The 20,452-nt window shown below is 60.2% G+C and carries 26 protein-coding genes and 1 pseudogene; 4 read left to right on the top strand and 23 right to left on the bottom strand.

Going from position 1 to position 20,452, the window contains the following annotated elements; genetic code table 11:
- Positions 1 to 6: 6 nt before the first annotated feature.
- The 23 genes from recA to BFP89_RS13750 all read right to left on the bottom strand — a co-directional run bounded on the left by recA (position 7) and on the right by BFP89_RS13750 (position 15,729).
- Positions 7 to 1,065, bottom strand: a complete 1,059-nt coding sequence (gene recA / locus BFP89_RS13845; RefSeq protein WP_005785454.1) for a recombinase RecA — start codon at positions 1,063 to 1,065, stop codon at positions 7 to 9.
- Between the two features lie 83 nt (positions 1,066 to 1,148).
- A complete protein-coding gene (locus tag BFP89_RS13840) occupies positions 1,149 to 1,649 on the bottom strand; it encodes a CinA family protein (RefSeq protein WP_065886029.1) in 501 nt (166 codons plus the stop codon).
- An 81-nt stretch (positions 1,650 to 1,730) separates the two neighbouring features.
- Entirely contained in the window at positions 1,731 to 2,231 is a 501-nt protein-coding gene (locus BFP89_RS13835) for a lysis system i-spanin subunit Rz (RefSeq protein WP_065886028.1), read from the bottom strand.
- The gene (locus BFP89_RS13830) at positions 2,219 to 2,776 is read right to left on the bottom strand and encodes a glycoside hydrolase family 19 protein (RefSeq protein ID WP_065886027.1); all 558 of its coding nucleotides are present in this window, start codon (positions 2,774 to 2,776) and stop codon (positions 2,219 to 2,221) included. The genes BFP89_RS13835 and BFP89_RS13830 overlap by 13 nt, the downstream gene beginning before the upstream one ends.
- 22 nt (positions 2,777 to 2,798) lie before the next feature.
- The gene (locus BFP89_RS13825) at positions 2,799 to 3,800 is read right to left on the bottom strand and encodes a contractile injection system protein, VgrG/Pvc8 family (RefSeq protein ID WP_065886026.1); all 1,002 of its coding nucleotides are present in this window, start codon (positions 3,798 to 3,800) and stop codon (positions 2,799 to 2,801) included.
- 9 nt (positions 3,801 to 3,809) lie between these two features.
- Positions 3,810 to 4,022, bottom strand: coding sequence for a tail protein X (locus BFP89_RS13820; RefSeq protein WP_065886025.1), 213 nt, complete (start codon positions 4,020 to 4,022; stop codon positions 3,810 to 3,812).
- The gene (locus BFP89_RS13815; RefSeq protein ID WP_065886024.1) at positions 4,015 to 4,398 is read right to left on the bottom strand and encodes a phage tail protein; all 384 of its coding nucleotides are present in this window, start codon (positions 4,396 to 4,398) and stop codon (positions 4,015 to 4,017) included. The genes BFP89_RS13820 and BFP89_RS13815 overlap by 8 nt, the downstream gene beginning before the upstream one ends.
- The gene (locus BFP89_RS13810; RefSeq protein ID WP_065886023.1) at positions 4,398 to 6,620 is read right to left on the bottom strand and encodes a phage tail tape measure protein; all 2,223 of its coding nucleotides are present in this window, start codon (positions 6,618 to 6,620) and stop codon (positions 4,398 to 4,400) included. The genes BFP89_RS13815 and BFP89_RS13810 overlap by 1 nt, the downstream gene beginning before the upstream one ends.
- Before the next feature lie 6 nt (positions 6,621 to 6,626).
- On the bottom strand, positions 6,627 to 6,752 hold the full coding sequence (locus tag BFP89_RS29355) for a hypothetical protein (RefSeq protein ID WP_256095160.1): 126 nt from the start codon (positions 6,750 to 6,752) through the stop codon (positions 6,627 to 6,629).
- Positions 6,749 to 7,330: a phage tail assembly protein gene (locus tag BFP89_RS13805; RefSeq protein ID WP_065886022.1), complete on the bottom strand. Its 582-nt coding sequence runs from the start codon at positions 7,328 to 7,330 to the stop codon at positions 6,749 to 6,751. Before BFP89_RS13805 ends, BFP89_RS29355 begins: the two co-directional genes overlap by 4 nt.
- Positions 7,331 to 7,380: 50 nt before the next feature.
- On the bottom strand, positions 7,381 to 7,887 hold the full coding sequence (locus BFP89_RS13800; RefSeq protein ID WP_065886021.1) for a phage major tail tube protein: 507 nt from the start codon (positions 7,885 to 7,887) through the stop codon (positions 7,381 to 7,383).
- On the bottom strand, positions 7,887 to 9,053 hold the full coding sequence (locus BFP89_RS13795; RefSeq protein WP_065886020.1) for a phage tail protein: 1,167 nt from the start codon (positions 9,051 to 9,053) through the stop codon (positions 7,887 to 7,889). Before BFP89_RS13795 ends, BFP89_RS13800 begins: the two co-directional genes overlap by 1 nt.
- 2 nt (positions 9,054 to 9,055) lie before the next feature.
- The gene (locus BFP89_RS28940) at positions 9,056 to 9,229 is read right to left on the bottom strand and encodes a hypothetical protein (protein WP_003189022.1); all 174 of its coding nucleotides are present in this window, start codon (positions 9,227 to 9,229) and stop codon (positions 9,056 to 9,058) included.
- 86 nt (positions 9,230 to 9,315) lie between these two features.
- Positions 9,316 to 9,552 (bottom strand): tail fiber assembly protein, encoded by a 237-nt coding sequence (locus tag BFP89_RS27495; RefSeq protein WP_065891921.1) that lies wholly within the window; start codon positions 9,550 to 9,552, stop codon positions 9,316 to 9,318.
- Positions 9,553 to 9,564: 12 nt separating this feature from the next.
- Positions 9,565 to 10,317 (bottom strand): hypothetical protein, encoded by a 753-nt coding sequence (locus tag BFP89_RS13790; protein WP_065886019.1) that lies wholly within the window; start codon positions 10,315 to 10,317, stop codon positions 9,565 to 9,567.
- A gap of 80 nt (positions 10,318 to 10,397) precedes the next feature.
- Complete coding sequence (locus BFP89_RS13785) at positions 10,398 to 10,940, bottom strand: phage tail protein (protein WP_065886018.1); 543 nt, start codon at positions 10,938 to 10,940, stop codon at positions 10,398 to 10,400.
- The gene (locus BFP89_RS13780; RefSeq protein WP_065886017.1) at positions 10,937 to 11,575 is read right to left on the bottom strand and encodes a phage tail protein I; all 639 of its coding nucleotides are present in this window, start codon (positions 11,573 to 11,575) and stop codon (positions 10,937 to 10,939) included. The genes BFP89_RS13785 and BFP89_RS13780 overlap by 4 nt, the downstream gene beginning before the upstream one ends.
- On the bottom strand, positions 11,572 to 12,567 hold the full coding sequence (locus BFP89_RS13775) for a baseplate J/gp47 family protein (RefSeq protein WP_065886016.1): 996 nt from the start codon (positions 12,565 to 12,567) through the stop codon (positions 11,572 to 11,574). Before BFP89_RS13775 ends, BFP89_RS13780 begins: the two co-directional genes overlap by 4 nt.
- Entirely contained in the window at positions 12,564 to 12,896 is a 333-nt protein-coding gene (locus BFP89_RS13770; protein WP_065886015.1) for a phage baseplate protein, read from the bottom strand. Before BFP89_RS13770 ends, BFP89_RS13775 begins: the two co-directional genes overlap by 4 nt.
- Before the next feature lie 12 nt (positions 12,897 to 12,908).
- Positions 12,909 to 13,517, bottom strand: a complete 609-nt coding sequence (locus BFP89_RS13765; protein ID WP_065886014.1) for a phage baseplate assembly protein V — start codon at positions 13,515 to 13,517, stop codon at positions 12,909 to 12,911.
- A gap of 3 nt (positions 13,518 to 13,520) precedes the next feature.
- Complete coding sequence (locus BFP89_RS13760) at positions 13,521 to 14,036, bottom strand: hypothetical protein (RefSeq protein WP_065886013.1); 516 nt, start codon at positions 14,034 to 14,036, stop codon at positions 13,521 to 13,523.
- A 19-nt stretch (positions 14,037 to 14,055) separates the two neighbouring features.
- Positions 14,056 to 14,394 carry a phage holin family protein gene (locus tag BFP89_RS13755; RefSeq protein ID WP_065886012.1) on the bottom strand — a complete coding sequence of 113 codons (339 nt, stop codon included), beginning with the start codon at positions 14,392 to 14,394 and terminating at the stop codon, positions 14,056 to 14,058.
- A gap of 591 nt (positions 14,395 to 14,985) precedes the next feature.
- Positions 14,986 to 15,729 (bottom strand): LexA family transcriptional regulator, encoded by a 744-nt coding sequence (locus tag BFP89_RS13750; RefSeq protein WP_170827578.1) that lies wholly within the window; start codon positions 15,727 to 15,729, stop codon positions 14,986 to 14,988.
- A gap of 255 nt (positions 15,730 to 15,984) precedes the next feature.
- On the opposite strand from BFP89_RS13750, the gene BFP89_RS13745 reads away from it, so the two are divergent.
- From BFP89_RS13745 to mutS, 4 genes and pseudogenes are all read left to right on the top strand, one after another.
- Positions 15,985 to 16,473, top strand: a complete 489-nt coding sequence (locus tag BFP89_RS13745) for a Panacea domain-containing protein (RefSeq protein ID WP_065886011.1) — start codon at positions 15,985 to 15,987, stop codon at positions 16,471 to 16,473.
- On the top strand, positions 16,466 to 16,837 hold the full coding sequence (locus BFP89_RS13740) for a hypothetical protein (protein WP_065886010.1): 372 nt from the start codon (positions 16,466 to 16,468) through the stop codon (positions 16,835 to 16,837). The genes BFP89_RS13745 and BFP89_RS13740 overlap by 8 nt, the downstream gene beginning before the upstream one ends.
- A gap of 517 nt (positions 16,838 to 17,354) precedes the next feature.
- A pseudogene (locus tag BFP89_RS13735) lies at positions 17,355 to 17,607 on the top strand (DUF3077 domain-containing protein).
- Between the two features lie 185 nt (positions 17,608 to 17,792).
- Positions 17,793 to 20,384, top strand: coding sequence for a DNA mismatch repair protein MutS (gene mutS, locus BFP89_RS13730; RefSeq protein WP_065886009.1), 2,592 nt, complete (start codon positions 17,793 to 17,795; stop codon positions 20,382 to 20,384).
- Positions 20,385 to 20,452: the final 68 nt, after the last annotated feature.

Here is a 20,452-nt window from a genome sequence, read left to right as displayed (position 1 = left end):
TGTGCTTCAGATGTCAGTGTCGGCTTCTTCCATCTCGTCAACCGGCTCGCGGTTGGCGGCGGCCTTGACGTCTGGTGCTGGGGTGAGCAGCTTGTCGCGAATCTGCTTCTCAAGCGTGGCAGCGATATCCGGGTTGTCCGCCAGGAACTTGGCCGAGTTGGCCTTACCCTGACCGATCTTGCTGCCGTTGTAGGCATACCAGGCACCGGACTTCTCGACAAAACCGTGCAGCACGCCCAGGTCGATCATCTCGCCATTCAGGTAGATGCCTTTGCCGTAAAGAATCTGGAACTCTGCCTGACGGAAAGGCGGGGCCACCTTGTTCTTCACGACTTTAACGCGGGTTTCGCTACCAACAACCTCGTCACCTTCCTTCACCGCGCCGGTACGACGGATATCCAGACGGACCGAAGCGTAGAACTTCAGCGCGTTACCACCGGTGGTGGTTTCCGGGCTGCCGAACATCACACCGATTTTCATACGGATCTGGTTGATGAAGATCACCAGGCAGTTGGCGTTCTTGATGTTGCCGGTGATTTTACGCAGCGCCTGGGACATCAGACGGGCTTGCAGGCCCACGTGCATGTCGCCCATTTCGCCTTCGATTTCTGCCTTCGGTACCAGCGCTGCCACGGAGTCGACCACGATCACGTCGATGGCGTTGGAACGCACCAGCATGTCGGTGATTTCGAGGGCTTGCTCACCGGTGTCCGGCTGCGAAACCAGCAGGTCGTCAACGTTGACGCCCAGTTTGCCGGCGTATTCAGGATCCAGGGCGTGCTCGGCGTCGACGAACGCGCACGTGGCGCCCATTTTCTGAGCCTGGGCAATCACCGACAGGGTCAGGGTGGTTTTACCGGAAGATTCAGGACCGTAGATCTCAACGATACGGCCTTTTGGCAGGCCGCCAATGCCGAGCGCGATATCCAGACCCAGAGAGCCAGTGGAAATAGCCGGGATCGCCTGACGGTCGTGATCGCCCATACGCATTACGGCACCCTTGCCGAATTGACGTTCGATCTGACCCAGGGCCGCAGCCAAGGCTTTCTTCTTGTTGTCGTCCATTAAAGTCCTCACGTAATCAATAAGGCCTGACGGCCAACACCTGTATAAGTAGACAGTATTGTTCCACAAAGATCGAAGATCGCCTACCCCTGATTGTCTATTTCTGCTGCAGCTCGTCGCAACAAGCCTTCGAGCGCGGCCTTTACCGTTTGTCGACGGACCTCGTCACGGTTGCCGGGAAAGTGCGCACGCTCGGCCGTGACCTCATCGCCCACGCCAAACGCCAGCCATACCGTGCCCACCGGCTTGTCCGGCGAACCGCCGTCCGGGCCTGCCACGCCGCTGACCGCCACGGCAAAGCGCGCCAGGCTTTTTTCCTGCGCCCCTCGCGCCATGGCTTCCACCACTTCCTGGCTGACGGCACCGACCTTGGCAAACAGCTTTTCCGGCACATTCAGTTGCCGGGTCTTCTGTCGGTTGGAATAGGTGACATAGCCCGCCTCGAACCATGCCGAACTGCCCGGAATCCGCGTAATGGCTTCGGCGATACCGCCGCCGGTGCAGGACTCGGCGGTGGTGACATGGGCGTTGAGCACCTGCAAACGGCGCCCCAGTTCAGCAGCCAGTTGAGTGATTTCCTTCACGGTCGTCTCCAGGATTGGGCGGGGGTTCGCCTACCCTACAGCAGCCTATCGGCCATGCAAGTTGCAGAGTGCATCAAAAGACTAACGCGTGACGGCTCGCACATAGGCCTGACAGGCACCCAGGGCGATCAGGGCGTTATCGCCGTCGTCGGTGATGCGGATAATTCGTTGAGCATGCGCCAGGTCAAGTCGGGCGCGTGGGGCTGCATGAACCACGCCGCCGGGGGCGGAGGCGGCTGGCACTGGCGTGCAGCCGGCGGTATCGGTGGCGTCGAGAAGGACTGACAGCCGCACATCAGCAGTGGCCAGGCGGTCGCGCAGAGCAGCTTGGTGACGTTGGGCATCGCTCAGCTCCTGAGTGTGTTGTTGGTCGCTGGTAGTGAGTTGGCGCTCCAGGGCCAGGCGCTTTTGCTGTTCTGCCTGTTGCTGTTCGGACGCGGCCTGCTGTTGCTGGCTGAGCGCCAGCGCCTGCCCGGCCGCCTGCCGCTCCAGCTGCGCGCCATAGCGCCAGGCCTGTACTTGCCACACCAGTGCAAGCAGCAGGCAAACGCCGACCCAACGCAACGTGCCTAGCCAACGCATAGCACCGCCTTCGCCCTCTCCCACAACTGCACCCGCGCCTGCAGGCCATTAAGGCCGCCGTTGATACGCCGGGTAATGGTGGTGAATTGATCTTTATCCGCCAGCTCGTTGAGGCCGTTGCTGTGCCAGAACCAGGCGGCGGACTCACACGCCCACTGCGGTTGTTCCAGCAATTGCGGTTGCTGCAACAGGCGCTCATCGCCAAACAGTGCCTGGCTGCATGCCAGGTAGTTGCGCCGCCCCGTGACCTGGATCAGGCCCCTGCCCCGGTATTTCTGGCCATCGCCATCCGCCTCGGGGGTATTGCCCAGGCGGGTGGCCAGGGTGCCGGTGTCGTACTTGCTGAGGTATTGATCGCTGCCCAGTTCGCGTACGTAGCGCAGTTCGGCGGATTCGTGACCGATTTGGGCGAGGAAGGCGGCAATGCGCCTGGCACTGTTGAGCTCGTACCGCACGAAGGCTGCATTTAACGGGGACAAAAAAATGCCCGCTCGAAGGCGGGCTCCCGGCATCACATCAAGAAGCTGGGTAAGGGTAATCTGCATGGGACCTACTCTGAAAAAATGTCTACACCGACAAACCACTGGCCTGGATCGTGCTTCGGTAGCCGCCGGTGCGTTTACCGCTGGCCGTCACCGTCTTGATCGACCAGCGTCCCTGCATGAAGCCCGGCCACGACTCGTCCAGCAGCAGCAACCCTTCAGCGGCCAGCGACGGGTTACCGGGGCACACCACATCGATCTGCAGTCCTTCTCGGCCCACACGGCGCATCTCGCCCTGCGCCGCCGAGCGCGCTTCGTCCTCGCTTGGATAACGCTGCGTCACCACCTTGAACGGTGCGATCCCCACCTCTACCACCTGCTTTTTGCCGCCCGCCGCATCCCACCAGGACGTCTGCACGCCTTTATATTTGGCGCGACTGGTTTCGGTAAGGGTGGCGCTGATGAAGGCGTGGTCGCCCGGGCGATTATCACGGGTGACGGACAAGCGCACATCCGGCAGCGCCTTGCCCGACAAGGACTTGATCTGACCTTTGCGCCCGAGCACATAGAGCTCGTCCACAGGCTTGGCCACTGCATCGAAGCGTTTGGCCAGCCTGGTCAGAAATGCCATGTCACTCTCGTTGGTCTGGTCGATATGCGCGATTCGCTCGCCGTCGAGCTCAGGCGCCACACGCGGGGAAAACCCGTAGCGACTGGTCAATTGACGAAACAGTGCGCCCAGGGTTGTCGGCCCATGGCTGGCGGTGCGGCGCTGTTTGAACCCATGCTCATCGAACGGCGCCGCCGTGGCCACCAGCACCAGGCGCATCGGGAACAGCGACGGCTTACGCTGAGTGATCTTGAACATGCCCTTATCCACCAGGCCGGACTCCAGATAACCGACGCGCAAGCCGACTTTCCCGCCCAGATCGGGCAGGCCTTCAAGGCCCTCGATGTCGAGGGTCAACTTGAGTTGGTCGGACACAAATCCCGCCGCGTCAATATGCTCCCACTCCAATAGCCGCTCGTTGAACAAGGCGGCATTGGCGCCGTAAAGCTCCACCACCGGTGTGAATCCAAGTGCCATGATCGCTCCTTAATCCCAGGCTGAAACCGGCCGACTCGCGACAGGTTTTGCATCCAGTTCGGGCACCAGCACACTGACGCCGGCCGGCAATATTGCGCCCTTCTCCGCCAGCTCCGGATTCAAGCGCCACAGCGCCTCCTCCGCAGCATCATCACAGCGGCCGAGCTCTCGGTAGAGCAGCAGGTTTACCGAATCGCCCGCAATACTTCGGACTCTACGCATTGACGAACTCCTCCAATACCAGCGACCAGGCGATCGCCATGGCGGTGCCGTCGTCGATGACGCTGGTTTGTTTTTCGCTGATCGACTTGATGGTCCACAACCCCCAGTTGCGCCCCAGGCCGTCCACCAGAGGCAACGGCACGCGCAGGTCCTGCAGGGCCCGCAGTTCATCCAGGCGTTGCATGCCATTGGCCCGCGCGGCCTTGCCGCCCACTGCCAATGTTTCGAGACCCTGCCCCACCTGGCTGGATTTGGGTTTGCCGGCGATGATGTCCAGGCTGACCCACCCACCACTGCTGCCACGATCGAGGCTGTCGTAGGCGAACCCGCGGGACAGCCCGAAAATAAACGTGCCCAACACCATTTGTTGTCGCATCACACAGCTCCATCGGTCAGTGCTGCGCCACGTCGCGTCGCCAGCAGGTTGTCCATCGACAGCGGCGTAAATTGCGCTTCGATCTGTTGCACCACGAGTGTCGCCAATTGCTGATAGCTGGCTTGTTCCGGCGCGTTGATAGTGATTTGCGGGGCAAAATTGATTTGACGGTTATCGGCTTGGGGGTTGTTGAGGTTGTGGCTGACATCCGTGGGAGACGGCAAGCGATCCCCGGAACCCATTACTTTCTCGGCAAGCCATGCCCCCACGTCACTACCGACAAACGTACCGACGGCGCCGCCCACCACGTTGCCGATCGCGCCACCGGCGACGCCGCCCATGACCCCGCCCAGCACCGTACCGGCACCCGGTACCACCGAACCGATCACCGCTCCGGCAAGCGTGCCGACCGCTCGGCCAATCGCCATGCCGGCGAACTCACCGGCAACGCCACCGGCGACGGCGCCGCCTACCGAACCCACGCTGGAGCCCAGCGCTTCACCCGGATTCCCCGTCAGCGCGCCCTGTGTGACATCAACTCCGGCCTGTGCCAGCACCAACCCCAACGAAGCCTGTCTGGCGACTTTGCCGGCCTTCTCCGTTTTGCTTGGCCGGTCAGGACCGGACGCCGAACCCGGCTTGGGTTTACCTGTAGGGGTGTCGTCACTGCGAGTGTGCTGCGGGCGGGAGGAAGGGTCAGCGGCAGGTCCCTCGCGGAGAATTTTCCCCGCGACCTTTTCAAGCACCTTGTCCTTCACGGCATCGAACACACCGGAAAGCACAGCCCCCAGTGCAGCCCCTGCCACCGTGACGGCGGCGGTGGTGTGAGGCAGCGCTTCAGCCAAGCCACTCACGCCGTTGACCAAACCGGTCATCGCTGTCAGCGAGGTATCCACGGCGGGCGCCAGGGCCACATCGGAGGCAGTTTGCAAGCGCGTGGTACTGGCCTCATAGGCCTGCCGTCGAGCCTGGGTGGAATCGGCGCGAATCGCTGCAACGCGCTGAACAGAGCCTTGATCGCCTAACGCCGAGGTGGCGTAGGTGGACGTCTCGGCCACCTGCGAAAAGGCGTGTTTAACGCTGTCAATAATCGGCACCAGGCTCAGAATCGACTGGTTACCGTCGAACAGTTGCGCCGCCAGCGCCGCCTGCTTTTCAGCCGGTTGCGACTTGAGTGCCTCCAGCACGGTAACCAGGGTCTGCGGGGCATCCTGTTTCATGCCACCGGCCAGCTCTTTGGGATCAAGCTTGAGCGCTGCCCAGGCGCTGCGCTGCGCGGGAGAAGCGCTGTCGCCTTTGGCCAGGGCGAGACTGATTTTTTCCAGCCCGAGCTCCGCAGCACCTTTGCTGTTACCGGCACTCAACAACACCGCCGAAAGCGCCGCGGCCTGCTCGGGAAGCATGCCCGCAGTCGTTGCGGCGGCGCCGCGACGTTGCACGATCGCTGCAATGTCCGCTGACTCGGCCTTCAGCGAGACATCGTTGCCCAGCACATTTGTCGCGTCAGCCAAATCCAGGGTTTGGGTGCGGTCAAGGTGCATAGACTCAAGCCACCCGCCCATGAGCTCGCCGGCATGCTTCACATCGATTTTGAACGCCGTCGCCATGATCGCCGCGTCGCGGGCGAATTGCTGCAAGTCTGCCTGGCGCCCGGCCTGGTCGATATTGCCTGACGCGTCAACTCGCTCGCTGCCGATACCCGACTTGGCCGCAACGTACTCGACCTTCGCCAGGTCCACCGCGCTCGCGCCGCTGGCCGCCACCATGGGCTCGGTCGCCATGGCCAGGTTGGCTTCGCGCATTGACTTGCGCTCACGCCCGACGAAGTGCAGCAGTTGGTCCAGGTCGGTCATCGCGGCATCCAGTGCCTGCGATGGCGTACCCGCGGGGGCCGCCGTGCGGGTGCTCGTATCGCCCGTACCCGCCGCCTCGATGGCGTCGGCTTGCCGGGCGTCCATCATCTTGAGCAATGAGGCGTTGAACAGCTCAAGCGTGTCCACAAGCCGCGCCTGGCCTTCGGCCAAATGGTTGATCTGCAGGCTGGCATCGGCCAATGCCAACACCAGGTTCGCGGCACCTTCCGGCACCGCCTCAACCGGACTCGCCAGGGTTTGCGCGATGGGGTTGAGGCTGGCCTGTGCGCCGGCCATTTCGGGTGAGCGCTGAATCATCACGCCGTCCCTGGCGATGGCTGACTCAGCGCCTTTATTACTGTCTGCCATCCCGCTCTACTCCTGTTTAACGCCAAGGCGATTGATCGCGATGTCGTAGCGGCGCAATGCCTTGCCGGCGTCCCAGTCGAGGATTTCCGCTTCGGTTACTGAGTAAACCAGCGGTACTACATCGAGGATCACTTCGATGTCGCGTTCCGAAAGAAGTCCGCCGGTTTGTTTAAAAAATCGTCGATGCGCCCCTGCAGTTCGGTCCAGTCGGGCACGGTCAAGCCGGCGAGATCGGGAATCATCAGGCCGGCGCAATGAGCGGTGATGAACTCGGCACGTTCTTTGTTGGTGGGCAGTTTTTTCATCACTTTGGTGGCGCGCAGGGCGGGCATTTCCAGGGTGACGTGGGTGAGCGTGCGACCGCTTGCCTGAAGGGGAAGCAGCAGCGCGACGTGCTCGCTGGTCAGCGATTGGCGCGGCACATCGGCCTGATCGAGAAAAAACGATGCAGGCTGGGTCGACATTTCGTGTACGTATTGCGCAATGCTGACGTAGTCCGGGCGCTTGAGTTGGTCGAGTTCTTTTTCCGACAGGCCGGTGGCGAGCTTGGCCAGTTCGAAAAACTGCTCATCTTCATCGTCGCCAGCGCGCGCCAGGGCTTCTTTCTGTGGCGCGTAGAACAAGGGTTTGAGTTGAATCTGCTCGATCACGGCACCGGTGTCGGCGGTGATCGGGGACAGCAGGACGTGTAGCGCAGGCATCCAGGCCATGGGGTGATTCCTTGATCAGGTATGGGGCGAGCGAACCCGCCCCCGGGGCCTTACGGCATCAGCACGGCGCGGCGGGCGTCGCCGAGAATGTCGACGCCGTTGAGCACGAATTTCTGGGTACGCACGTCGATATCGATCACCGAAATGCCGTTTTCCAGACGGTTATAGGTACGGCAGGACAGTTCCAGGGTGGTGACGGGCTTGGCATTCATCGTCAGCGCGGTTTCGGTCAGCGACTTCAACTTGCCACCCACGGTGTGGTAGGTGAAGTAGGTCTTGCCATCCTGATCCTGCCCGGCTTCGCGCACGTTCAACAGGATGTCATCGCCCCGCGTGACGCCAAGCGCCAGCAACACTTCTGCACCCACCCCTTGCAGTACCAGGGTTGCGCCCATCACCTTGGCGCTTTTGGCCACCTCCTCGGCGATGAAGCGCCCGCCGGTCATCGGGTCCATTTCGAACTCGATCTTCGGCGGCGTAAAGGAATCGACCGTGGCCGACAACGGCAGGCCTTGGAGGGTGGCCGCAATGGCCTGTCTGACTCGGTTGGTAAACATTAGAGAACGTCCTCCAGGAACTGCTCGATGATTTCATCGCGGGCGTTGAGTTGATAAACCATGTGTTCGTTCGGCGCGTAGCGACCGTAGTCGATGACGATGAACCAGGTGCCGTTCTTGTACTTTTCGACGCTGTTCAACTCCGGGTGCAGGTAGACGCTGCCGCCAGGGATGGTTTCGTCGGCCACCAGGGTTTGCAGCCAGTCGTTGATGCGCTTGACCTCCTGGTCCATGAAGGATTTGGTGAGGTTCTTGGCCATGGCCTTCTGGCCGGCCTTGACCAGCTTGCGGCTGATGGCGTCTTCCAGACCGACATAGCTGATGAACTTGCCGGTGATGGAGCGGTTGCCCAGCAGCGAGAAACCGCCGAGCACCGTGCGGGCGTAGTAGCTCACGCCATAACGGTTGAGCAGGTCGCCTTCGGTGGAGGTGTCGAGGATGTTGTACTCGACGACGCGGGAAACGTCTTCGGCGAAGGTCACCTGGTTGCCCGGGCTTTCCCACTGCTTGACTTTGGCCAGCGCAGCGATGGCCAACGAGGACGGCGAGAGGAACACGTTCTTTTTCGCAGCCTTGGAATACACCGACGGCATGTTGTGCACCAGCAGGCAACGGTCGAAGCCCAGGTCTGCACCGCCCAGTTCGCCGCTGTAGGTCACTTGATCGGCGACCGAAGCGTCCTTGCCATCGAGTACCACACGGGCCTTGATGCGCTTGCCGAAGGAGGCGAACTCGCCGGCTACGGCCTTGGTGCCGGTGAAACCCGGGGCACCGATGATGGTCAGGTCTTCAGGCACGCTGCTCAGGGCAGCCAGGCCGAGTTTGCGACCGGTGACCGGGTCGTTGCCGCCGATCACATTGTTGAGCGTGTCGGCCGGGGTGGCGCCTTCTTCGACAATCACCACGTAGACCGGCACCTTGACCACTTTGAGGATCTGGTACACCGCCTGGAACAAGGTGCCCGACTCGGTACCGGTCGGGTCGAGCAGCGCCTGAGTGGTGAAGCTGTTGATACGAAACGGCGCGTTTTTCGGGATCGATGCATGGGCGTTGGGGGCAGTGCCCACCAGGCCGATGACGTTATCGCCCAGGCCACCCATGGCCTCGGGCGATTCGGTGGCATTGACGGTAATGCCGTTGTGCTCGAAGTTCAAAACCTCAGCCATGATTATTCAGCCTTCTTGGGGGTGGAATTGAGGACGCTGGTCAGTTCCAGGCGGCCGGCGGTGCGCAGGGCGGATGCTTCGACGTCCAGCAATTCAAGCTCCTCGCCAGCGGTGGACCAATGGCCGTTACCGATGGGAAAAGGGATGAGGACGGTGTAGGTTTGGCGCGTGGGCATGGGTAGGATTCTCCGGGTGAGAAATGCCAAAGCCCCTGCGGGAGGGGCTTTGGGGAGGCGAAAAAAAACCGCTTTCGCGGTGGGGGTTACTTAAGGAACGTAGGTTTTTCAGGCCAGACTAAGGCCTCGGGATCTGCGCCCTGATCCGGGATATCACGTAACCCTTGACGGTAAGCAACAAATGCTGGGCGATCTTTGTCCGCAATTGGATAATCAGGCATAGCCGCGTAGTCACTGGATGACAGGTCAGCATCACGCGCGGCGCGAATCAGTTTCCATTTAATCAATGGGTGAATTTCAGGAAGTACAAATTCTGGTTTCATCAATATTTCTCCTTAACCCAGACCCAATAGGGTTCCCCATTCGGTGGGGCGAGTGACAACGCCTGTACAGGCGCCGGCAAGCATCACTTCAACCGTCCCCGTTGCAGAACCGCGGACAGGGTGAACGTGCATGTAATTAGCGAAGAAGTTGTCAGGCATGTGAAGCACGGAGCACCAGCGCCATTTGCCCTTCGTATTACCAGTGGCCCACGCCCCCTCAATGGTGCCTTCATTGACCCGAACAAAAGCGCCCATCGTCATGCAGTTATTCAACGGCACAGGAGTCGTTCCGCTCAAGCGCCCCGTATCGATCGATGTGGGAAACGCCAGCCAAGTCATGGATTTGTTTTCGGACCACTTCATTTGCCAAACATTAACCTGATTTCGCCAGTAACCTGCCGCCCTTATATCAAACCCGGGAAACTGCTCGCGCACATCAGCCTCCACTTGGCGCATAAACTCAACGTCGGCGTCCGGCCGCCCAGCAGATTGAGCCTGCTGTGTAATAGTCCGTACTTTGGTGGCGGTGACTTCGCTATGCACATACCAGCCATCAATCAGTTTGCCAGTGGTATCGGGCTCCATATGAAAGTTTTTCGTCACGGCAAGACGAGGCAAGCGGCTATTCAAACTGGATAGCTGCTCGTCATATTTCGCCCTTGCGTCCGTTAGCGCCTTATCAATTTCGCCAATCTTCCCTGTCACGACGTTGGTTAGCGCATTCGCTGCGCTAACCACGGCCGCCAGTTGCTGTTCAGTACTCAATGTTTGAACTCCTTGTAGTGCATTGAACGGTTGGCTGACTCTCTTCAATCAAGCCAAGTTTGAAGGTAATTAAACAACCACTAATCGACCTGGGTCTCCGCCTCCAGATTCATAACCCGAAGGAGTATGGCGATATCTCTGGACATACTGTCGATGCTGGCAGCCGACAACGAAGCCAACTCTTCAGTTAGCAGAATATTGAGACTCTCAGTCCCCACGACTACCGTCACGCTATCCGCCGGCAACGGCGAAATATCCAGCGTGAACTTCTGCAGTACCCGAGCCGCCGCCGCTTTATACGTCAGCAACTTCCCCGCCACGGAATACACCGCCAGCAAGGTCCCACTGGCGAGGTAAAAGCCGAACTCGCCAATTTCATACTCATCGTCGCCGTCAAACAGCGCGGCCATCCTGAGTTGGCGCTCGCCCAGGTCTTCGTAATCCACAATGGCGACCCGTTGGCGCTCATCGCGCAAGGCCACCTCCGTGCCGTCGGGGTTGTAGCGGCCGGAGCCGGCGCCGATGTGGGTGATTTCGCCTTTGAGGCCCTGGTTCCTGGCCTGCAGCACTTCATCCAAACCCTTGGAAGTGAAGCGCACCAGGCGCGTGATTTCATCTGTCATGGCTGCGCCCTGAGGTCGTAGTCGTTAATGGTGTAGTGCCGGGCAACCCCGGCACTGTTTAGCCGAGCAACCAGCGCAAATTCCGGCAGCGCGCCATCTAAATAGAACTCCCCGTCGCTTAAAGGGGCGTCAAGCACTTGCGTGAACGCAAGCTGACCTTCGGTTTCATGCACGATCGTAATCGTGGCCTGATCCCGCTCGCTTTTGGCCGCGTTGACACGGCGGATCAGCCGGTTGTGGTCGCCACTGGACCAACTGCGCCCAATGATCGCCTGCACGTCAAAGGTGTACGGCATACCGGTTGGCCGCTGCTGATACCAGGCGCTGATGTTGGGAGTAAACCCCAGTGACTCCACCGCATGGCTCAAGGCCTTGGGTGTGCCGGCCTGGCGCTGGATCTGCCAGGACAAGGCCACGGTCAGGCGCTTTTCCGATTCGCTGGCTTGGGCATCCCATTCGCTGACACCTCGGTCGGCGGCCAGGTAAGGCAGAAATTCGCTGGGGGTTTGCAGCGGGTTCATCAACGCTGGAAACGGCGGTGCGACCCGGTCAAGCAGCTTGCCGAACCCTGCATCCAGCGCCTTTTCCAGTGGTGAACTGTTGGCCGGCAACAAACTCGCTTTGAGTTCACTCATAGCGTGCGCACCTCCACCTCGACACCCGTGCAATACGGGGCCTGGAACGCGCTGCTGACAATCGGCGCCAGCGGTTCCAGGATTTGCAGTTGCGCCGCCCCTGCACTGTGAATGGCGTAGTCGATCCAACTCGGGTCGACGCGCCCTTCCAGGCGATGGCAGGAATCAGCGTAAGTCTGCAGCAGTTGCTGCGCCGCCATTTGGGTCAAACCCGAGTCTGGCCCGGCGTTGATCCTGGCGATGACGCGAATCTTGTAGGGTTGAATCTGTGCGCCCTGGACGGTGACGAGATCGGTTTCCGGGCGTACATCAGGCCGTGCGAAATGTCGGCGCACACCGTCAAGCAAATCGGCGGATGGGGTACCGTCGCCGTCACGCGACAGCACGGTGACCATCACTTCGCCGGGCGCGATGCGTCGGCCGTTACCGTCCTTGACCTGGGCCGCATAGCCGTCCGGATCGAAGGTGTAGTTGACGGTCACCACGCCCGGCGATGCGCTCTGGACCTTGACCGCCGGCCGCTCGCCGAGGGTGAACACTTCGCGGCGGTACTGCATCCGCGAACCCGCCGCCGGAGCATGGGGTGCCAGGTAGTAGCGCAGGCGGGCATCGTCGTCGCTTTCCAGGATCGGCGGCACCGGCGGGAAAGCCGCAGGGTCACCGGGGTCGAGTACCTGGCGTTCCAGGCCCATATCCGCCAGCCGTGCATCCAGGTTACTGCCGGTGGCCCACCACGCCAGCATCTGCTTGATGCGTGCATTGTATTTGCGCTCATGGGTTTGCAGGCGCACGCAGAAAGCTTCCAGCGCCAGGGTCAGCAGCTCGCTTTCGTTGTCGAGGCTGACCTTGAGTTTGGCCGCGCTTTGCGGCGCACTCGCTGCAACGTAGTCGACCACGAACGCCTTGAACTCGGCCAACAAGGGTTCGAACTCGTCAACCGCGATAATCGCCGGCTCGGCCAGTTGGTTCTGGCCAGGGATCAGCATGCTCATGTCACGACCTCAAAGGTTTGTTGGCGGTTTTTCCAGGTGCCGGCAAAGCGCAGCAGCAGGCCGGCGCCCTGGCGGGTGGCGACGATGACCTGGGGCTGAAAGTCGCCGATGCCGTTCTGGGCGTTGTAGAACGCCTGGGCGGCATGGCTCTGGGCGAGCAGCAGCAGGTCGTCGCCCAGGTTCTGGCCGAGCAACTGCGGGATCAGCGAGCCATACAGCGGACGCTTCTGCCGTGTGCCAATGGGCGTGGTCAGCGCTCGGGTGGCGCGCTGGACGAATTGCAGCCAGTCATCGACGGCCGCCCCGGTGTTGCGATCGATGCCAATCATGGAGTGTCCTTGTCAGGGGCTGATGACCCGACCTTGGTGGTCTATCACCGGGCCGCTGAAGTGAGCACCGCCGGCATCCAGCAACAGTGCGGTGCCGCCGATTTGCAGGGTGATGCCCTGCGGGTTGAGGGTCAGGCTGGCGGCGCCGACCTTGAGGTCGACCTGTTCGCGAGAACCGGTGACCATCGTCGGCCCGTTGGCCCAGTTGAAGGTGTGGCTGGCGTCGTCGTAATCGCTTTGGGTACCGTCTTGATGGCGTCGTCGGGTCACCGAGGGAACCGTCGAGACTGGCGGAAAGAGACTACTGTTGAGGCCGAACAGAGCCACGGACTGCGCGCCCCCTTCCCCACCGCCGTAGTTGAGCAACAGACATTGCTCGCCTACGGACGGAATACGGGTTTCGGTTTGCGCACCGGCGCTGGGGTTGAAAAAGCGGATGGCCGGCGTGAGCAACTCACCGTGACTGACCCGGCAGGTATTGCTGGCGGCGTCGACCTGTTGGCAAACGCCAATCCGACAGAAGCTTTCAGCGCGGCGGTACAAGTCCTCCAGTTGAGCCTCCATCTCCGCCAGCCGCTCGACGATTGGCCCCAGCTGCATGCGTAACAGCGCGTCGAACATGGGCTACTCCGCCAGTGGTCTGTATTGATCGGGGTCATCGATGTTCAAGACGTCCCAGGTACAGGCGAACAGCGCTTGGCCCGTAGGATCGTTGAGTAACTCGGGCCCGAGATAGAGGGTTTGAGTGAAGGAAACAGTCCAGGTGTCGTAGTCCGTCGCTACGGTGGAAACCCTAGAAGGAGCGGCGACTATATTCGTCGGCAAATCGCACTGGGACTGAGGCAGGTTCCAACGGTTGTCCAGCACCAGGTCCATCAGTTGGCTGGCCAGGTCACAGGCATCGAACGGCAATGCGCCGGGGGCAACCATGGCTCTGAGCGAAATGGCCAGGACATGGGCCTTGCGCCCTTCGCGGGAGCGAATGCCCGGGCCATTGCCTTCAACCGTGATCATGACGCCGGTATTCTCCAGGTCACTCTGGAAGTCCCGGTGGCTGCCGACCTTGAGGTCCGGGTAGGCCGCATGCAGCGCCGCGCCGATAGCCTGGGGTAGTTGGGATGGCTTTTCGATAAGGGTCATTTGGGTAGCATCCTTGCGGTTACTGCGGGTCCTGACGAGACCCTTCATTGATCCCGATGCGCTTGGCTGCCCAGCGCTCATACAGGCCGATGGCCACGTCGGCGCCGGCCATGGCGGTCAGGCAGCCAATGGCGCCGGCAGTCCAGATCGACATACCGGCGGCATAACACAGCATCAGGGCCGAAACCCCGCAGACCATGCACGCGCCGGACCTGAGCGCCAGACGGCGGATCAACGACCAGCCGCGGGCGCCCTCCTTGTCGGCGCGCCACATCTCTCCGGAAACGCCGCCGACCAAGGCCAATATGATCACCAGCCAGATAGGCATTTCCGCTAACGCTTGTTGTTCGTTTGTCATGTCACGCCTCCTGGCTGAGCACTGAATAGTCCGTTTTCAATTACACACACTTCGATAGGTAGGCATTCCAAAAAGCCCGGTAGCCCGGGCTTTTCAGTAATGATGTCCTCGGACTTTCGGCGCTACTGGCGCGGTACGGTCCTTTCCTGAATGTTTTTCCGACCACGATCCCTGTCTGCCGGATAACTGCTTCTGGTGCTTTACGCTGCACACCCGGGTCAGTTGCCAACCCTCTGAACCGTTAAGGCCGGTTCATCGCTGCCTGTTTTTGAAGCTGGGCGAAACTAAAGAGCGTCGGCATCCTTGCCGGTGTTGCCTGGCATCCCTGCCACCGCTTCGATGGCGTCCTTGCCGATGTTGCGTGCCTTCCTTGTCTTCCTTGGCAGCATCCTTGCCGCCTCCACCAGGCCTTGTTGGCTGGCTTGAGATGGATAATATGCATGTATGCATATACAGTCAATGCACCAATGCATTTATTTTTCTTGTGGATATGCATTGGCGCATTCAAAGCCTTATGGGCTCGGGGTTTGGAGGTGTTCTGCAGCCGAAAAAAAACCCGCTCATGGGCGGGTTTCGTCTTACGCGATGAGGTCAGCGGGCGTACATCCCCCACCAGAAAACATGACCGAGGATGCTGATCTGCTCATCCTGAATATCCTGGAAGCTATAGTCTTCATCCGGATGCTCATCACGGTTGAAGCTGCGCAGGCGAATCCCGGAAGGCAGACGGTAGAGCTGTTTCACCCGGAGCTGGCCATTATGATTGATGGCATACAGGTCACCATCGACGATGTCGCCAATCCCGCTCTTGCCGGCATTGACCCCCACCGTCGCGCCATCGCGCAGCACCGGCAACATACTGTTGCCGCGCACCGTCACGCATTTGGCCTGATCGAACTGCACGCCGTTATGCCGAAGGCTGCGCTTTCCAAAGCGCAGGCTGGCTTTCTCACTTTCCTCGATGACGAATCTTCCTGATCCAGCAGCCAATTCAACCTCGCGCAGAAAGGGGATCGACACCTCGTCATCATTAACGGGCGTGTCGTCGTCCCACAGGCTTATGTCCTTGAGCTCCGAATGCATCGGGTCGCGCCCATCATCTCGCAAAGCACCCACCCCGGCGCGCCCGCGCAGGTGATCGGTGCTGACGCGAAAATACTCGGCGATGCGAGAGATGTGTTTGTCCGACGGGTCAACGATCTTGCCGCTGAGGATCCGGGACAGTGTGGATTGAGGCACACCGGTGCGTCGGTGAAGCTCCGTGGGGGAGATCCGATCGCGATCCAGCAGCTCTTTCAAGACGATAGAAACGTTGCGTTTTTGCATAACGCGGATATTGCCGGGAGTCTTGAAGGTTGGCAAATGCTAATTTGCATATTTATGCATTAAACACAAAATCTTGTTTAGATTGAAACAAAATACTGTATATGCAAACAGTTAATTGCTTTCTATCATTGAGAACCGCTTGATATCGCCGCAGGGTAGCCTGATACCACACCGAGCGGATGGACAGGCGCCCTTGCTTATCGACAATTCAGGGCCTATGTATAAGACTCTGGAACAACATGGCCAGCAACGACGGAGGTGCTCATGGCTTATTCAGCGCTAGCTGTCGCTAACGCCTTCATTGAACGCGCGAAGGAAGGCAAGCTTTCGGGCCTGACGCCCATGAAGCTGCAAAAACTGCTGTTCTACACGCAGTCCTGGCATCTGCGTGAACGGGATCAGCCGCTCATGGATGACCACTTCGCCCGCTGGCAATATGGCCCGGTCATCCCGTCGCTGTACCATGAGTTGAAATCCTACGGCAGCCGTCCGGTCACTTCGCTGCTCAGCAATTTGAAGCCGGACGACGAAGACATCATCTTCGTAACACCGAGGATTCCCGACAGTGACACCTATGCCCACCGCCTGATCGATCGGATCATCAGCAAATACGGCAAATGGTCAGGCACCCAACTGTCCAACCTTTCCCACGAGAACGGCACAGCCTGGGCGCTCAAGGGCGCCGACGGTTCCGCCATCGACTGGCAAGACATGGCAGCACTCATTCATCCCAAGAGTCGCATCCGTGAGTGAAGAACTCGACAGTCTGGAACTCACCCTACCCCCCGAGGCAGGACCTGACCAGGACTCACAAGCCGGTGGCGAGCAAGCCATAGGCACCGATGATGAAAGAAACCAGAACCTCAAAGACCAGAAGGCCGAACGGCAACTGCGCAAGAAATATGCGGGGCGTGCGTTCTGGTTTGCAGCTTGTGGTGTGATCTTCTGGGCGGTGCTGCTGGTGTGGAATGGGTGGTCGACGTATTACTCGGGTAAGGCGCCGTTCTCGGATAACGTGCTGATTGCCATCACCACGGCGACTTCAATCAATTTGTTTGCGGCGTTTCTTGGGGTGATCAGAGGGTTGTTTCCGGCAAGTGGGCGTAGATCCAGATAGCCTGGTCATACTCACGCCCTGCATTCTCTCTATCCGGCATTGAGATGTGAGTGTGCAAAAGTCAGTTCACCATTTCAGGCACTGATCGGACTATTAGTTTTTTCTGCCTTATCCAACAGTGATGGGTTGCAAAAATAACACTGGCGGCGAGAGCTGATTCCACCGCTAACCCGTGGCGACTGTCGCGCCTTTTCAGTTGAAAATAGGCGACGCATTGATTTCAAGTGACACAACTATCCCAGTTGCGCCCTCCCGACCACCACGCGACCTTCCTGCCCCATCGCTGCCAATTCAGCGATCGGGCCTGAGAACCCGGCAAGATGCAGGCGCACCAAGCGCACCATAACCCGACATGCAGGCGTTTTTCGTCCATCATTTCGTGCAATGGCGGCTGTGCGTGGGAGACCTTCGGGTCTGCCGGGTTCCTGTATCTCCGGTTTCTCAGCCTGCGCACAGCTGCCACCCATTCGCCTGAGAACGAACGTGGTAGCTCTCACTTGATATGGGAGTTTTACCGATGACCGCTACAAATGCGTCTGCATTAACCACCCTCGGCGTCACCCCCCTTCTCCTTTCACTCCGACCAGCCTCTATTCCGCGTCAACAGCGGTGCTTCCCTGCAAGAAGCCTTGCATCACGCCTCCGATCATGCGGCGATGGCCAAGGAGACGGACCGTTACGCATGGGCGTCGCATTACTTGCAGGAGATGGTCAAGGCGGTGATTGATGATGTGGTGAAGGTGTTGGATTCGCCCGGCAACATTCAGTAAGGGGCGATAAAAAGAAGGGGGCGGTGTATTTGAATGAATGCGCTGCGCCCTTCTTCTATTTCTACCTGGCCGTTTGCAACCTGCGAACCCCCGACCTCGCGTGTTAACCTTGCGCCCATCGCAACAAATGCTGGGCCAAGCGCCCCCTTTGCCCCATCACTTTCAACGAATTTGCCTACTACCCAATGAGTAAAAACACCTCCGATCTGTCCTCCCACACGCCAATGATGCAGCAGTACTGGCGTCTGAAAAACCAGCACCCTGATCAGTTGATGTTCTACCGCATGGGCGACTTCTACGAGATCTTCTACGAAGACGCAAAGAAGGCCGCCAAGCTGCTGGACATCACCCTGACCGCGCGCGGGCAGTCGGCGGGTCAGTCGATTCCGATGTGTGGGATTCCTTACCATTCATTGGAAGGTTATCTAGTCAAGTTGGTGAAGCTGGGCGAGTCGGTGGTGATCTGTGAGCAGATCGGCGACCCGGCCACCAGTAAGGGGCCGGTGGAACGGCAGGTGGTGCGCATTATTACGCCGGGCACGGTGAGTGATGAGGCGCTGCTGGATGAGCGGCGCGATAACCTGATCGCTGCGGTGTTGGGCGATGAGCGTCTGTTCGGCCTGTCGGTGCTGGATATCACCAGCGGCAATTTCAGCGTGCTGGAGATCAAGGGCTGGGAGAACCTGCTGGCGGAGCTGGAGCGTATCAATCCGGTGGAGTTGTTGATTCCGGATGATTGGCCCAAGGACTTGCCGGCAGAGAAGCGCCGTGGGACCAAACGTCGTGCGCCATGGGATTTTGAGCGTGATTCGGCGCTGAAAAGTCTGTGCCAGCAGTTCTCGGTGCAGGACCTTAAAGGCTTCGGTTGCGAAACCCTGACCCTGGCCATCGGCGCTGCCGGCTGCCTGCTCAGCTACGCCAAGGAAACCCAGCGCACGGCGCTGCCGCACTTGCGCAGCCTGCGGCATGAGCGGCTGGACGATACCGTGGTACTGGATGGCGCCAGCCGTCGCAACCTGGAACTGGATACCAACCTGGCGGGCGGGCGTGACAACACGCTGCAATCGGTGGTCGACCGCTGCCAGACGGCCATGGGCAGCCGCTTGCTGACCCGTTGGTTGAACCGTCCGCTGCGGGATTTGACCGTCCTCCAAGCACGTCAGACTTCCATTACCTGCCTGCTTGACGGCTATCGCTTTGAAAAGCTGCAGCCGCAACTGAAGGAAATCGGCGATATCGAGCGCATCCTCGCGCGGATCGGCCTGCGTAACGCGCGGCCTCGTGACCTGGCGCGCCTGCGTGATGCCTTGAGTGCCCTCCCCCAGTTGCAAGTCGCGATGACCGAACTGGACACGCCACACCTGCAACAGCTTGCAGTCACCGCCGGCACTTACCCGGACCTCGCGGCGCTGCTGGAAAAGGCCATCATCGACAACCCGCCAGCGATCATCCGTGATGGCGGTGTGCTGAAAACCGGCTATGACAGCGAGCTGGATGAGCTGCAATCGCTGAGCGAAAACGCCGGCCAGTTCCTGATCGACCTGGAGGCCCGCGAAAAAGCCCGCACCGGGCTGGCCAACCTGAAGGTCGGCTACAACCGCGTGCATGGCTATTTTATTGAGCTGCCGAGCAAGCAGGCGGAGTCGGCGCCTGTCGACTATCAACGCCGCCAGACGCTCAAGGGCGCCGAGCGCTTTATCACCCCCGAACTCAAAGCGTTCGAAGATAAGGCGTTGTCGGCCAAAAGCCGCGCCCTGGCGCGGGAAAAAATGCTCTACGAAGCCTTGCTTGAGGACTTGATCAGCCGCCTGGCGCCGCTGCAGGACACCGCCGCCGCCCTGGCGGAGCTGGATGTGCTGAGCAACCTGGCCGAACGTGCGCTGAACCTGGACCTCAACTGCCCGCGTTTTGTCAGCGAGCCGTGCATGCGCATCGTGCAAGGGCGCCACCCGGTGGTGGAGCAGGTGTTGACCACGCCATTCGTCGCCAACGACCTGTCGCTGGACGACGACACTCGCATGCTGGTGATTACCGGCCCGAACATGGGTGGTAAATCCACCTATATGCGCCAGACCGCGCTGATCGTGTTGCTGGCCCACATCGGCAGCTTCGTGCCGGCGGCCAGTTGCGAACTGTCCCTGGTGGACCGGATTTTCACCCGGATCGGTTCCAGCGACGACCTGGCCGGTGGGCGCTCGACGTTTATGGTGGAAATGAGCGAAACCGCGAACATCCTGCATAACGCCACCGACCGCAGTCTCGTGTTGATGGACGAAGTGGGTCGCGGCACCAGTACGTTTGACGGCCTGTCGCTGGCATGGGCGGCGGCCGAGCGTCTGGCACATTTGCGCGCCTATACGTTGTTTGCCACCCACTACTTCGAACTGACGGTGTTACCGGAAAGCGAGCCGCTGGTAGCCAACGTGCACCTCAATGCCACCGAGCACAACGAGCGCATCGTGTTCCTGCACCACGTGCTGCCGGGCCCGGCCAGCCAGAGTTATGGCTTGGCGGTCGCGCAGTTGGCCGGCGTGCCCACTGATGTCATCACCCGCGCCCGCGAGCACCTGAGCCGCCTGGAAACCACGGCCCTGCCCCATGAAACCGTGGTCGCCAGCCCGGCCAAGGCCAGCAGGAAACCCGCCGCACCGCACCAGAGCGACCTGTTCGCCAGCCTGCCCCATCCGGTACTCGATGAGCTGGCCAAGCTTGACCTGGACGACGTGACGCCGCGGAAAGCGCTCGAAATGTTATATGCACTGAAGACTCGGATATAACGCACACGCGTGCAAGCTGGTAGACTCTCGCGCGGTTTGGGATGCTGCGGGCTTTTAGCCTGGCCCGC

It is taken from the genome of Pseudomonas sp. 31 R 17 (assembly GCF_900004915.1).
GTDB lineage: Bacteria > Pseudomonadota > Gammaproteobacteria > Pseudomonadales > Pseudomonadaceae > Aquipseudomonas > Aquipseudomonas orientalis_A.
The sequence above is the reverse complement of the archived record's forward strand: the minus strand, read 5'-3'. Positions and strand labels throughout refer to the sequence as shown.

Coding starts and splice junctions, on each gene's coding strand:
- recA (WP_005785454.1), bottom strand. CDS start 1,065: ATGGACGACAACAAGAAGAAAGCCTTGGCTGCGGCCCTGGGTCAGATC.
- BFP89_RS13835 (WP_065886028.1), bottom strand. CDS start 2,231: ATGCGTTGGCTAGGCACGTTGCGTTGGGTCGGCGTTTGCCTGCTGCTT.
- BFP89_RS13830 (WP_065886027.1), bottom strand. CDS start 2,776: ATGCAGATTACCCTTACCCAGCTTCTTGATGTGATGCCGGGAGCCCGC.
- BFP89_RS13825 (WP_065886026.1), bottom strand. CDS start 3,800: ATGGCACTTGGATTCACACCGGTGGTGGAGCTTTACGGCGCCAATGCC.
- BFP89_RS13820 (WP_065886025.1), bottom strand. CDS start 4,022: ATGCGTAGAGTCCGAAGTATTGCGGGCGATTCGGTAAACCTGCTGCTC.
- BFP89_RS13815 (WP_065886024.1), bottom strand. CDS start 4,398: ATGCGACAACAAATGGTGTTGGGCACGTTTATTTTCGGGCTGTCCCGC.
- BFP89_RS13810 (WP_065886023.1), bottom strand. CDS start 6,620: ATGGCAGACAGTAATAAAGGCGCTGAGTCAGCCATCGCCAGGGACGGC.
- BFP89_RS13805 (WP_065886022.1), bottom strand. CDS start 7,330: ATGGCCTGGATGCCTGCGCTACACGTCCTGCTGTCCCCGATCACCGCC.
- BFP89_RS13800 (WP_065886021.1), bottom strand. CDS start 7,887: ATGTTTACCAACCGAGTCAGACAGGCCATTGCGGCCACCCTCCAAGGC.
- BFP89_RS13795 (WP_065886020.1), bottom strand. CDS start 9,053: ATGGCTGAGGTTTTGAACTTCGAGCACAACGGCATTACCGTCAATGCC.
- BFP89_RS28940 (WP_003189022.1), bottom strand. CDS start 9,229: ATGCCCACGCGCCAAACCTACACCGTCCTCATCCCTTTTCCCATCGGT.
- BFP89_RS27495 (WP_065891921.1), bottom strand. CDS start 9,552: ATGAAACCAGAATTTGTACTTCCTGAAATTCACCCATTGATTAAATGG.
- BFP89_RS13785 (WP_065886018.1), bottom strand. CDS start 10,940: ATGACAGATGAAATCACGCGCCTGGTGCGCTTCACTTCCAAGGGTTTG.
- BFP89_RS13780 (WP_065886017.1), bottom strand. CDS start 11,575: ATGAGTGAACTCAAAGCGAGTTTGTTGCCGGCCAACAGTTCACCACTG.
- BFP89_RS13775 (WP_065886016.1), bottom strand. CDS start 12,567: ATGAGCATGCTGATCCCTGGCCAGAACCAACTGGCCGAGCCGGCGATT.
- BFP89_RS13770 (WP_065886015.1), bottom strand. CDS start 12,896: ATGATTGGCATCGATCGCAACACCGGGGCGGCCGTCGATGACTGGCTG.
- BFP89_RS13765 (WP_065886014.1), bottom strand. CDS start 13,517: ATGTTCGACGCGCTGTTACGCATGCAGCTGGGGCCAATCGTCGAGCGG.
- BFP89_RS13760 (WP_065886013.1), bottom strand. CDS start 14,036: ATGACCCTTATCGAAAAGCCATCCCAACTACCCCAGGCTATCGGCGCG.
- BFP89_RS13755 (WP_065886012.1), bottom strand. CDS start 14,394: ATGACAAACGAACAACAAGCGTTAGCGGAAATGCCTATCTGGCTGGTG.
- BFP89_RS13745 (WP_065886011.1), top strand. CDS start 15,985: ATGGCTTATTCAGCGCTAGCTGTCGCTAACGCCTTCATTGAACGCGCG.
- mutS (WP_065886009.1), top strand. CDS start 17,793: ATGAGTAAAAACACCTCCGATCTGTCCTCCCACACGCCAATGATGCAG.